Below are 11,721 nucleotides of genomic sequence, written 5' to 3' on the forward strand. Positions count from 1 at the left end.
GCCGATGACAAAAGGCCCCGCTCCGCACTCCGAAGACCAACAGCTGCCATTTGCGGTGGCCGAGGACAGCGGCGTGGACGAGCGGTCCTTCTTTGCCGAGCAGGCAGGGAAATCCAATCCGCTGCATGCCCATCCGGCCAAGGAAGAGCATTATCACGGCCATCGCGAGCGGCTGCGGCAGCGTTTCCGCGACCACGGCGATACGGCGCTGGCCGATTACGAATTGCTGGAGCTGTTGCTGTTCCGGCTGATACCGCGCCGCGATACCAAGCCGATCGCCAAGGCGCTGCTCGACCGCTTCGGGTCGCTCGCTGCCGTCTTCGGTGCCCCCACAGGCCTGCTGCAGGAGGTGAAGGGCGTCGGCGAGGCCGTGGCGCTCGATCTCAAGCTGATCTCGACCGTCGCGCACCGAACGCTGAAAAGCGAACTGCGCGGCAAGCAGGTTCTGTCCTCATGGTCGTCGGTGATCGAGTACTGCCACGCGGCGATGGCGCACGAGACCCGCGAGCAGTTCCGTATCCTGTTTCTCGACAAGCGCAACGCGCTGATTGCCGACGAGGTGCAGGGGCTGGGCACCGTCGATCACACGCCGGTCTATCCCCGCGAGGTGGTCAAGCGGGCACTTGAGCTTTCTGCGACAGCGCTGATCCTCGTCCATAACCACCCCTCCGGTGACCCGACGCCATCGCGGGCCGATATCGACATGACCAAGATGATCATCGATACCGCCAAGCCGCTCGGCATCACGGTGCACGACCACATCATCATCGGCAAGGATGGCCATGCCAGCCTCAAGGGCTTGCGGCTGATCTGAGAGCATTTCCCATTTTCAGGTGCCCGTCAGGATTCGGTGTCAAAGCGCAGTCACTGAAACACTCCTGCCCAGGACCTTTCGATGCTGAAGAAACTTGCCGCGCTTAAACTTACCCGCTCCCGTAAAATGGCCTTATGCTCAGCCGGCATGCTCTTTCTCATCGTTGGCGGTTATTCGTCCTATCTCGCGGCGACCGACAACTTCCACACTGTCGTTCCCGGCGAGGTATACCGCTCGTCGCAGCCATCGGCAGAGACGATTGCCGATATCGAGAAGCGCTACGGGATCAAGACGATCCTCAATCTGCGCGGCGATTCCGGCAAGCCGCAATGGTATGACGAGGAAGTGGCGCAAGCCAAGGCACTGGGCATCACCCATATCGACTTCGGCATGTCGGCCGCCAAGCAGCTGACGCAGGAGAAGGCCGAGGCGCTGATCAGGATCATGCGCGACGCGCCAAAGCCGATCCTCATTCATTGCCGTTCCGGTGCCGATCGCACCGGCCTTGCTTCGGCGCTCTATCTCGCGGCGATTGCCAAGACGAGCGAGAAGACGGCGGAAGGCCAGATGTCGATCCTCTACGGCCATCTCGGATTGCCGCTCTCTGCCGCGTTCGCCATGGATCGCACCTTCGAGATGATGGAACCCGTACTTGGCTTCCCTGATTCCTAATATTCGGCCGTAAATCAATCTGCAACATTGACCAGATACCCGTGATAGCGCCATTTTGCATCGCAAAATGATTCCAGCTTTTCAACCGGGGCCAGACTCAATGTTTCAATACGATCTCGTTGTTGTGGGGAGCGGCCCTGCCGGTCGCCGCGGCGCCATTCAGGCCGCCAAGCTCGGCAAGAAGGTGCTCGTCATCGAGCAGGGCAAACGGGTCGGCGGCGTCTCGGTGCATACCGGCACCATTCCTTCGAAGACACTGCGCGAAACGGCACTCAATCTGTCGGGCTGGCGCGAGCGCGGCTTCTACGGCAAGGCTTACCGCGTCAAGCAGGAGATCAGCGCCGAGGATCTGCGCCGCCGCCTGCTGATCACCCTCGATCATGAAGTCGAGGTTCTCGAACACCAGTTCGCCCGCAACCGCGTCCAGCATATGCGCGGCAAGGCGAGCTTCGTCGATGCGTCGACGCTCGAGGTGGTCAAGGACGATGGCGAGCTCGTCAAGATCACCGCGGCGAGCATCCTGCTTGCCGTCGGCACCAAGCCGTTTCGCCCGGATTACATTCCCTTCGACCACAAGACGGTTCTCGACAGCGACGAGCTGCTGGAGATCGAAGAGCTGCCGCGCTCGATGGTGGTCATCGGTGCCGGCGTCATCGGTATCGAATATGCGACGATCTTCAGCGCGTTGGACACCGCCGTCACCCTGATCGATCCGAAATCGACGATGCTCGATTTCATCGACAAGGAAATCGTCGAGGACTTCACCTACCAGCTGCGTGATCGCAACATGAAGATCATGCTCGGCACCAAGGCCGACAAGGTGACGAAGCTCGACGACGGCAAGGTCGAGCTGATCCTCGACAATGGTCGCCGACTGGTGACCGACATGGTGCTGTTTGCCGCCGGCCGCATGGGCGCGACCGATGCGCTCAATCTCAAGGCTGCGGGCCTCGAAGCCGACAGCCGCGGTCGCCTCAAGGTCAATCCGGAGACCTTCCAGACCTCGGTGCCGAACATCTATGCCGCCGGTGACGTGGTCGGCTTCCCGAGCCTTGCCTCGACCTCGATGGAACAGGGCCGCATCGCGGCACGCGTCGCCATCGGCGCGGTGGCCAAGGAGCCGCCGAAATACTTCCCCTACGGCATCTACGCCGTGCCTGAAATTTCCACCTGCGGCCTGACCGAAGAGGAAATGAAGGAACGCGGCATTCCCTACGAATGCGGCATCGCCCGCTTCCGCGAGACGTCGCGCGGCCATATCATGGGTCTCGATACCGGCCTGTTGAAGCTGATCTTCTCACTGAAGACGCGGCGCCTGCTCGGCGTCCACATCGTCGGCGAAGGTGCAACCGAGCTGGTGCATATCGGCCAGGCCGTTCTCAACCTCAAGGGTACCGTCGAATACTTCGTCGAGAACACCTTCAACTACCCGACTCTCGCCGAGGCCTATAAGATTGCCGGTCTCGATGCCGGCAACCGGATGGGCGATATCAAGTCGGAACTTTAACACTGCGCTCGACCGGCTACGCCAGCGCAGCCGGTCGATATCGTCCATGAAAACAACGGCATCGATGCGCTCACAACGATGCCGAACTGCGACCACTTCGTTCGAAAATCCCCCTGCAAACCTTTGCTTGTATAATCGGCTGCGTCTGATAGCGTTCCCTATGGGGTTCTCTCTTGCAGCGAGTGACCGTGCGCGATTTATCCGAAACGACTGACCGGAATTTCCAGCTCATCCTCATCAAGCCGTCGCATTATGACGACGATGGCTATGTCATCCGCTGGTGGCGGGCGATGATCCCGTCGAATTCGCTCGCAGCGCTCTACGGAATTGCTGCCGATTGCGCCACGCGGCAGGTACTCGGGCCGAATATCGGCATCGACATCACCGTGATCGACGAGACCAATACCCGTGTCAACGTTCCGTCGCTGCTCAGCCTGCTCAAGGCGCACGACAATTTCGGCATGGTGGCGCTGGTCGGCGTGCAATCGAACCAGTACCCGCGCGCACTGCATATTGCCAAGCCGTTCCGTGACGCCGGCGTCCCGGTGGCGATCGGCGGCTTTCACGTCTCGGGCTGTCTCTCCATGCTCGACGGCAAGGCCGTCGGGCTCGACGCCTGCCGATTGATGGGGATCTCGATGTTCGCAGGCGAAGTCGAGGGGCGGCTGGAAAAGGTGCTGCAGGATGCGGCCTACGGCACGCTGGAACCGCTCTACAATTTCATGAACGACCTGCCGAGCATCGAGGGCGCGTCGGTGCCGTTCCTGCCCAAGAGCAACGTCGCGCAGACGCTGGGGCTGAGCACCAGCTTCGATGCCGGGCGCGGCTGTCCCTACCAGTGTTCGTTCTGCACGATCATCAACGTGCAGGGTCGCAAGTCGCGGTTCCGGACTGCCGACGATGTCGAGAAGCTCGTGCGGATGAACTGGGCACAGGGCATCCACAAGTTCTTCATCACCGACGACAATTTCGCCCGCAACAAGGACTGGGAGGCGATTTACGACCGGTTGATCCAGTTGCGCGAGAGGGATGGCATTCCGCTCGGGCTGATGATCCAGGTGGATACGCTGTGCCACAAGATCCCCAACTTCATCGAGAAATCGAAGCGCGCCGGGGTGACCCGGGTGTTCATCGGGCTGGAGAACGTCAACCCCGACAATCTGACGGCGGCCAAGAAGAACCAGAACAAGATCACCGAATATCGCAAGATGCTGCTCGCCTGGAAGGCGCAGGGGATCATGACGCTGGCCGGATACATCCTCGGCTTCCCGGCCGATACGCCGGAATCGATCCGCCGCGACATCGCGATCATCCAGCACGAGCTGCCAGTCGATGTCATCGAGTTCTTCGTGCTGACGCCGCTACCGGGCTCGGAGGACCACCAGACCCTGTGGAAGAAAGGCGTCGAGATGGACGCCGATCTCAACATCTACGATGTCGAGCACGTCTGCACCGGCCATCCGAAGATGAGCAAGCAGGAATGGGAGAGCATCTATCACGAGGCGTGGTCGCTCTATTATTCGCCGGCGCATATGAAGACGCTGCTACGCCGGGCGGTGGCCACCGGCGTGCCGCTGGCGAGCCTCGTCAAGATCCTCGTGTCGTTTGCGACCACCGTGCCGCTGGAAAACGTGCACCCGCTGCAGAGCGGGCTGCTGAGGCTCAAACACCCGTCGGAGCGGCGGCCGGACCTGCCGAGGGAAAGCGCCCTCACCTTCTGGCCGCGCTTCGTCGGCGAGACCGTCGTCAAGCACCTGTCGCTCGGCAGCACGATCGCCAAGCTGGCGATCAGCGCGTTCTTCATCGCCCGCGACAAGAACGCCAAGGGCTACATGGATCAGGCGCTGACACCGGTCGGTGACCATGAGGACGAAACGCTGGAGCTGTTCACCAAGACGGCGGGCGGACAGGCGGCGGTGTCGCATATCAAGAAGGTCAACGCGCTGACGCATGCGCACCGGGCTGTCTGATCAGCCGCGGACGTTTTCGATCAAGCTGAACACCAGACACAAAAAACCCCGCTCGAAGCGGGGTTTTCAGTAACATCGAATGGCCGGAGATTACTCGGCGCCTTCCTCGGAAGCCTTCTTCTTCGGAGCGGCCTTCTTCTTCGGTGCTGCGGCTTCTTCGCCTTCAGCAACTTCGGCCTTGGCAGCCTTCTTCTTCGGAGCCTTCTTGGCTTCGTTCTCGGAGGCTTCGCCTTCTTCTTCGGCGAGCAGCTCTTCCTTGGTGACCTTCTTGTCGGTGACGTCGAGTTCGGTCAGCAGATGGTCGATGACCTTCTCTTCGAAGATCGGCGCGCGGATCGAAGCGGCTGCACCCGGCTGGCTGCGGAAGAATTCGAGGATCTGCTTTTCCTGGCCAGGATACTGACGCAGCTGCTCATAAATGGCGCGCTGCATTTCGTCTTCGCTGACTTCGACGCCGGCCTTTTCGCCGATTTCGGAGAGAACGAGACCGAGGCGAACACGACGCTCAGCGAGCTTCTTGTATTCTTCGCGGGCTTCTTCTTCCGTCGTGTCTTCGTCTGCGAAGGTCTTGCCGGACTGGGCGAGATCGTTGGCGACCTGGTTCCAGATGCCGTTATATTCGGCTTCTACGAGCGAGGACGGGGTCTCGAACTTGTACATTTCGTCGAGCTGGTCGAGGATCTGACGCTTGACCTTCTGACGGGTCATCGAGCCGTACTGCGATTCGATCTGGCCGCGAACGATTTCCTTCAGACGGTCAGCCGATTCGAGGCCGAGCTTCTTGGCGAGTTCGTCGTTGATTTCGACTTCGGCAGGAGCAGCAACTTCCTTGACGGTGACGTCGAAGGTGGCTTCTGCACCTGCGAGGTTCTTGGCCGGGTAATCCGCCGGGAACGTCACGTTGATGGTCTTTTCGTCGCCAGCCTTGGTGCCGAGGAGCTGTTCTTCGAAGCCCGGGATAAAGCGGCCGGAACCGAGAACCAGTTCGGCGCCCTGATCGGTGCCGCCTTCGAAGGCAACGCCGTCAACCTTGCCGACGTAGTCCATGGTGATGCAGTCGCCGTCGGCGGCCTTGCCCTTCTTGGCTTCGTAAGTGCGCGCGCTTTCGGCGACCTTCAGAACCTGTTCGTTGACTTCCTCGTCGGAGATATCAACGACTTCGCGGACGATCTTGACGCCCTTGACGGACTTCAGCTCGATGGGCGGCAGAACTTCGTAGGAGAGCGTGAATTCGAAATCCTGCTCTGCAGCGAGGATCTTGTCCGCTTCGTCCTTGTCCTCAGTCATCGCGACTTCAGGCTGGGTAGCGGACTTTTCGCCGCGCTCGGCCAGAATGGCGGTCGGCTGTTCGCGGACGATCTCGTTGACGAGATCAGCCATGATGGACTTGCCGTAAACCTTCTTCAGGTGTGCAGCAGGCACCTTGCCAGGACGAAAGCCGTTGATACGGACCTTGTCCTTCACGTCGGCAAGACGCTCGTTCATCTTGACTTCCATGTCCTTGGCCGGGATTACGACCTTGATTTCGCGCTTCAGCCCTTCAGCGAGCGTTTCGATAACCTGCATTGTTCCTACCTTCAATTCGTGGCGGCCGTGCCCAGACGCCGTTCGTTTCGATGAGCACGACGCCGGAAAGTTGCCGGGCGTGGCCTGTTCTCAATTCTTGTTCGTTCTGCCTTAAGCGGAACGGCGCTTGCTGCCGGGTAATCGAGGGGCACCGGTTCCGGTCCCTCGCCTGCAAGCCAGCTTTGGTGCGGGTAGAGAGACTTGAACTCCCACGCCTTGCGGCACCAGAACCTAAATCTGGCGTGTCTACCAATTTCACCATACCCGCGTTCTCAAAAACCGCATGCATATGCCTGCACATGAGGCCTTCCGGAGCGCGGCGTCTCTATATCACCCGATTTGGAGGAGGCAAAGGAAAAATGAAGGTCCGATGACAGCGATTTTTCCTGCGCCTGCGCCAGCTTGCGCCACCTGCCTGCCAAACTCAGTAAAGCGGCTCCTCATAGGCGGGCTTACCGTCCACCAGCAGGCTTTTGATCTGCGGCGTGCCATTGGCGCCAACGCTTGCGGCAATTGACACTTCGCCATCCTGCCGCGCCTGCTCGAGTGCTCGTCCGGTACCCTCCGGCACGTAATAGCGCTCGATGCCGTATTCGACATGGATGGTGTCGGCCTGGTAGGTCGAACCGTAGCTGTAGAAGGGCTGGCTGTGCATAACGACAGAGCCTTCCGCCTGCGGGAGCATCTCGAAGGATGATTCGGCAATCTGCCAGAAGCCGCCCTCACCCGGCTTCAGCCGCACCCAGAGACTACGCTCGGCCGCTTCCTTGGGAACGCCGCCTGATATCGACACGACCGGAACCGAGGAGATATCGTAGTTCAGCACCACGTAATCGCCGCGCAGGAAGTCTCGCGGATCGACGGGTGCAGTCTTCAGCAGCACCTGCGTTCCGTTCTGCAGGATAGAGGCGCGGCTCTGGACAATATAGCCGAGGACAGCCGTCTGCAGCAGCGCGACGGTGACGGCCGCGGTGACACAACGGCGCTTCGAATAGCCCTTGAAGGAAAAGATGCTCACGACGCGACCTCCTCTGCCTTGTGGGAGAAGCGCCGTTCCAGGCGGATGACGACCCAGGCAACAAGGGCCACGAACAGGCCGGAGCAGAGGAAGAGGCCCGACGTGCCGAGAATGGAGCCGACCGTCACCGAGGCCAGATAGAGCATCTCGACGGCAAAGACGGTGTAGGCGAGATAGCGGACGGCACCATTGTCGCGTCCCTGCAACGCAATCGCCAGAACCGATGCCGCCAGCGTGACGACGCCAAGGACGATCATGCGGATGCCCTGATCAATATCGATGTGCAGCAAGAAGAGACCGATGGCGGCGAGCAGGAAGGAATAGAAGGCCGGAGCGGCGCCGGCGCCTTTTACAAAGGTCGATAGCCGCGCCACGGGCAGGCTGACGAGGAGGAAGGCCGCCATGCCGGCGATCGCATAGACCAATGCCAGCCTGAGATCGGCGTGCAGCGTGTAGAGCCATGCGAACCAGCCGAGGATCAGCAGATAGGCGAGATGGCGGACACGATCGGCGCCGGTGTAGCGAACCAGTGCGATGACCACCAGCGCCATCACCGGCACCATCCATGCATCCAGGGTCAGCCACTGCATGTTGGAATTTTCAAGATAGACGGCAAAACTTGCCCAGGAGAGAAACCCGGCGACGCCGGCCACGACACCGGAACGGAACAACACAGCCGAGATTACCGCCAGCGCAAACCACAGATACATCACCGTCTGCTCGTCTCCGGACAGGTGATACATCTGACCGACCAGCGAGATCGCGCCGCCGAAGGAGAGCGTGCCTATGACCAGCAGCGCATTGGCGGAGGCGATTGCACCACGGACCAGCATGCCGGCGGCGCCGAGATGCACGGCCCAGATCAGCGCAAGGATAAAGAACATCCTGACGAGGCGCGGGATGGCTTCCCAATTCGATGCGACGACCAGCAGGATGGCCGCAGCCAGCAAGATGCCGGCCAGGATCATCAGTACATTGCCGAGGCTGAAGCTCGCCGGGCGCTTGTCGTATTCCTGCAGCAACGAACCGGCGGTCTGCTCGGTGAGCAGCCCCTTGCCGACCCACAGCGACAAATCCCTCTCCAGACGGCCTCGATACATGCCCTACCCCGCAATATGCGCAACGTTGCGCCTGAGTTTTCAACCTTATAGACGCGGATTGACGATTGAGGAAATGGTGTGGCGCAAGTTCCTGGCGGCATAGCCGGATCGCCAGCATTCACGAATATTCAAGACTTACACGATAACATGTGAGGAGCCATGCATATTTCGCATGGACAACATCACGATATTGCGTTGCAGGATTTCCATCAGTTCCGTTAGATATACGAGCAGACCAGGGGATGTACCCTGCCCGGTTTACCGGGGTTTCGGACATGATTTCCGTCGATAAAATTCGAAGACACGCACTTATCCTCCCGGCGCGCCTTCGGCCGACTGACAACATCCTCCTCCCGGTTGCCAGTCAGACACATGCGACGCCCACCGGAGCCTCCTCCGGTGGGCGTTTTCACATCCTGACCGTACGCCCGATACAGGCATGCAATCTCACTAATACAATGACTTAGGCCGGTGCTGCCTTGCCTGCCGGCAGGGACTTGTTCGCGACAAGTGGACTGCATCACACATGAGCCGCCGGCAACAATGCCGCCAGCCGGACGCCCCGCGGAAGACGTGCCGGCCCATCTGTCGCACTCAGGCGATCAAGCCAAGCCTTGCTTTATTGCCGAGGTGGCCAGCAGTCTGCCCATTCTGCCTATAGATTGACCAGAAGGTGGCTGAACTGTGTAATTTACAGCTTGAGAGATGCAATTTACGCATAGGTGCGTTGAAATCTTGTGTCTGCTAGCTCTTCGCACTGCAATATATATTCAGCCCATCAGATAGAGCTCAGCGCCGATGGACGGCAGCTGGCAGATACAACCCTCGGAAAGGGGACCGACATGAACATTTCTCGCTCGTTCAACAATTGGCGCAAGTATCGTCAGACGATCACTGAACTCGGACGCATGACCAACCGCGAACTGCATGACCTCGGCATCGACCGTTCGGACATCCATCGCGTTGCTCGCGAAGCAACCCGTTAATATTCAGGCGGTCCGCCTCCTCCCAAGCGAACGCTTACACAAAACGCCCGGTGCCTTTGGCAGCGGGCGTTTTCTTTTGTCCGAAGCGCTGCAATGGCGCTTTTGACAGCCTCAGATTCCGCACTGCGATCTCTGCTCAAAAAATAACGGATGCATCTTCTCTGTGCATCGTAGTGCACAATTGCATGGCAGGCGCCTAATAATTGCACTGCACAATATGACAGGGATCGCTTATATCAGGGTCAATCACTGAGACGGCAATCGCGCCGCTCACTAAGATCATTCTGAGGAATACCATCATGAACCCGATCCGCATTGCAAAGAGCTGGCTCAGCTACCGCCGTACCCTTAGCGAACTTGGCAGCCTGTCCAACCAGACGCTGGCTGACATCGGTGTAAACCGCTACCAGATTCGCAACATCGCTTCGCGCGCTTTCCGCTAATAGCGGACCGCGTCAGGCATCCAAAACGGCGCCATGATGGCGCCGTTTTCGCGTTTGGACGCCTGAATTTGCCTGCTTATGTGTTTGCCAGGCATTGTTGACCATCTGATTGGCTGGCTGACAGGCTGGTCATTCGCCGAAAGAAATCGGCGATAGTGATGGAACGAACAGCGAGGCTGGCGGTTTAACCATCGCAACGCCTTGAAATCCATGTTGCACCCTGGATGCATCGCCCAATGCCATCCTCAAGAAGCCCGGCGACGGTTTAGTCCGCACCGGGCTTTTTCATTTTCATCAAGATGGACGGACCTGACAGGATTGGCTGTGCAGGCGCCGCGCCGGCAGTAGCCAAGCAATAACCGACGGTGTAAAGCTCGCGCATGGCCCTAGACCCAATCAAAGCCCTGTCTGACTACGGTGAAGCGAAATGCACCGTGCAGTTCTGGATCGCCGATGCTCCCGCCGTTGAATTCAACTCACTCAAAGCCGCCGTCCGCTACGCGAAAGATCATGGCGGGCGTTGGGAAGAGATCGAAATCACGGTGCACCTGCCCCGAGAGGACATCGTTTATGCGACGGAGAAGGTGCATCGCTTGATCGATGCATTGCGCGATCGTCGCCGCAGGTAGTGCTGCCGTTTCCTGAAGTATCCCGGATGGCGTCCATGACGCATCAGGCCAGCCAGAGATAAGACCTGGCGCGGGACGGCATTGAAGCACTGCCTACAGTGACAGCCTTCGCAAGCTATCGACAGCAAAATCCACGAACGCGCGGGTCTTGGCCGATACGTGCCGCCCTTCCGTGTGAACGACGTGGATCGGCAGTGGCTCTCCCTCATAGGCTTCCAGCACCAGACGCAGGCGGCCAGCGGCAACATGGCTGCTAACCTGATACGACAATGGTCGGGACAGCCCCCAGCCGGTCATCGAAGCCGTAATGGATGCTTCGAGCGTGTTGCAATAGAGGCGCGGGTGAAGCGTCGCTGCAGCATTGTCAGGCCCGAAATGCCAATCCAGCGGTGCCGATGAGCCGGTGTTGACAATGGTTGCGTGGGCAGCAAGATCGCCCGGCACCTGCGGCTCGCCATGACGCTCAAAATAGGATGGGGCGCCGCAGACAACCCGGCGGACACTGCCCACCCTGATGGCCGTCTGATCGGAATCCTGCAGCCGGCCGATGCGGATCGCCACATCGATCCCCTCCTCCACCAGGCTGACGATCCTGTCAAACAACAGGATACGGCCGGTCACACCCGGATGCATCTCCAGAAACGCGGTCAGGACGGGTATGAGATGGAGTTGCCCGAACTGCACGGGGGCGGTGATGGTCAGCATGCCCGACGGCGTGGCGTGCTGTCCTCCGGCCGATGCCTCGGCTTCGTCGATCTCCGACAGGATCCGCCTGCAATCGTCGGCGTAGCGCTGCCCTGCCGCGGTGAGATTGACCGAGCGGGTCGATCTCACGAACAGCCTTGCGCCGGTGGCGTCCTCCAGAAAGGCGATGGCACGCGTGACGGCCGGAGGGCTCATGTGGAGCTGGCGCGATGCCTCGGCAAAGCTCGCTGTCTCGGCAACCCGGACGAATACCTTCATGCATTGAAGCCGATCCATAATCGCCTCTTATTCCAGCCAGAGAAACAGTCTCT

Annotated in this window: 11 protein-coding genes and 1 tRNA gene; 7 read left to right on the top strand and 5 right to left on the bottom strand. The window is 59.8% G+C overall.

Features of this window, described 5'->3' with window-relative positions:
* Positions 1 to 4 precede the first annotated feature (4 nt).
* From radC to GVL52_RS04805, 4 genes are all read left to right on the top strand, one after another.
* Positions 5 to 814: a DNA repair protein RadC gene (radC, locus tag GVL52_RS04790; RefSeq protein ID WP_160004386.1), complete on the top strand. Its 810-nt coding sequence runs from the start codon at positions 5 to 7 to the stop codon at positions 812 to 814.
* A gap of 81 nt (positions 815 to 895) precedes the next feature.
* Entirely contained in the window at positions 896 to 1,486 is a 591-nt protein-coding gene (locus tag GVL52_RS04795; protein ID WP_160004388.1) for a dual specificity protein phosphatase family protein, read from the top strand.
* 100 nt (positions 1,487 to 1,586) lie between these two features.
* Positions 1,587 to 2,993, top strand: coding sequence for a Si-specific NAD(P)(+) transhydrogenase (gene sthA / locus GVL52_RS04800; RefSeq protein WP_160004390.1), 1,407 nt, complete (start codon positions 1,587 to 1,589; stop codon positions 2,991 to 2,993).
* Positions 2,994 to 3,181: 188 nt separating this feature from the next.
* A complete protein-coding gene (locus tag GVL52_RS04805; protein WP_200847774.1) occupies positions 3,182 to 4,963 on the top strand; it encodes a radical SAM protein in 1,782 nt (593 codons plus the stop codon).
* A 90-nt stretch (positions 4,964 to 5,053) separates the two neighbouring features.
* Here GVL52_RS04805 and tig read toward each other — a convergent pair whose 3' ends face one another.
* The 4 genes from tig to GVL52_RS04825 all read right to left on the bottom strand — a co-directional run bounded on the left by tig (position 5,054) and on the right by GVL52_RS04825 (position 8,647).
* Complete coding sequence (gene tig / locus GVL52_RS04810) at positions 5,054 to 6,529, bottom strand: trigger factor (RefSeq protein ID WP_160004392.1); 1,476 nt, start codon at positions 6,527 to 6,529, stop codon at positions 5,054 to 5,056.
* Between the two features lie 183 nt (positions 6,530 to 6,712).
* A tRNA-Leu gene (locus GVL52_RS04815) sits at positions 6,713 to 6,797 on the bottom strand.
* Positions 6,798 to 6,953: 156 nt separating this feature from the next.
* The gene (locus GVL52_RS04820) at positions 6,954 to 7,547 is read right to left on the bottom strand and encodes a GDYXXLXY domain-containing protein (RefSeq protein ID WP_160004394.1); all 594 of its coding nucleotides are present in this window, start codon (positions 7,545 to 7,547) and stop codon (positions 6,954 to 6,956) included.
* Positions 7,544 to 8,647, bottom strand: coding sequence for a DUF2157 domain-containing protein (locus tag GVL52_RS04825; protein ID WP_160004396.1), 1,104 nt, complete (start codon positions 8,645 to 8,647; stop codon positions 7,544 to 7,546). The genes GVL52_RS04820 and GVL52_RS04825 overlap by 4 nt, the downstream gene beginning before the upstream one ends.
* A gap of 842 nt (positions 8,648 to 9,489) precedes the next feature.
* On the opposite strand from GVL52_RS04825, the gene GVL52_RS04830 reads away from it, so the two are divergent.
* From GVL52_RS04830 to GVL52_RS04840, 3 genes are all read left to right on the top strand, one after another.
* Entirely contained in the window at positions 9,490 to 9,633 is a 144-nt protein-coding gene (locus GVL52_RS04830) for a DUF1127 domain-containing protein (protein WP_148184527.1), read from the top strand.
* 299 nt (positions 9,634 to 9,932) lie between these two features.
* A complete protein-coding gene (locus GVL52_RS04835) occupies positions 9,933 to 10,076 on the top strand; it encodes a DUF1127 domain-containing protein (protein ID WP_148184528.1) in 144 nt (47 codons plus the stop codon).
* Positions 10,077 to 10,456: 380 nt separating this feature from the next.
* Positions 10,457 to 10,705, top strand: coding sequence for a hypothetical protein (locus GVL52_RS04840; protein WP_160004398.1), 249 nt, complete (start codon positions 10,457 to 10,459; stop codon positions 10,703 to 10,705).
* 93 nt (positions 10,706 to 10,798) lie between these two features.
* On the opposite strand, the gene GVL52_RS04845 is transcribed toward GVL52_RS04840, so the two are convergent.
* Complete coding sequence (locus GVL52_RS04845) at positions 10,799 to 11,686, bottom strand: LysR family transcriptional regulator (protein ID WP_160004400.1); 888 nt, start codon at positions 11,684 to 11,686, stop codon at positions 10,799 to 10,801.
* Positions 11,687 to 11,721: the final 35 nt, after the last annotated feature.

Source organism: Rhizobium sp. 18055, assembly GCF_902706285.1.
Lineage (GTDB): Bacteria > Pseudomonadota > Alphaproteobacteria > Rhizobiales > Rhizobiaceae > Rhizobium.

Bases quoted from the DNA above. Each gene is read 5' to 3' on its own strand.
- radC (WP_160004386.1), top strand. From the start codon at position 5: ATGACAAAAGGCCCCGCTCCGCACTCCGAAGACCAACAGCTGCCATTT.
- GVL52_RS04830 (WP_148184527.1), top strand. From the start codon at position 9,490: ATGAACATTTCTCGCTCGTTCAACAATTGGCGCAAGTATCGTCAGACG.
- GVL52_RS04840 (WP_160004398.1), top strand. From the start codon at position 10,457: ATGGCCCTAGACCCAATCAAAGCCCTGTCTGACTACGGTGAAGCGAAA.
- sthA (WP_160004390.1), top strand. From the start codon at position 1,587: ATGTTTCAATACGATCTCGTTGTTGTGGGGAGCGGCCCTGCCGGTCGC.
- GVL52_RS04825 (WP_160004396.1), bottom strand. From the start codon at position 8,647: ATGTATCGAGGCCGTCTGGAGAGGGATTTGTCGCTGTGGGTCGGCAAG.
- GVL52_RS04835 (WP_148184528.1), top strand. From the start codon at position 9,933: ATGAACCCGATCCGCATTGCAAAGAGCTGGCTCAGCTACCGCCGTACC.
- GVL52_RS04845 (WP_160004400.1), bottom strand. From the start codon at position 11,686: ATGGATCGGCTTCAATGCATGAAGGTATTCGTCCGGGTTGCCGAGACA.
- GVL52_RS04795 (WP_160004388.1), top strand. From the start codon at position 896: ATGCTGAAGAAACTTGCCGCGCTTAAACTTACCCGCTCCCGTAAAATG.
- tig (WP_160004392.1), bottom strand. From the start codon at position 6,529: ATGCAGGTTATCGAAACGCTCGCTGAAGGGCTGAAGCGCGAAATCAAG.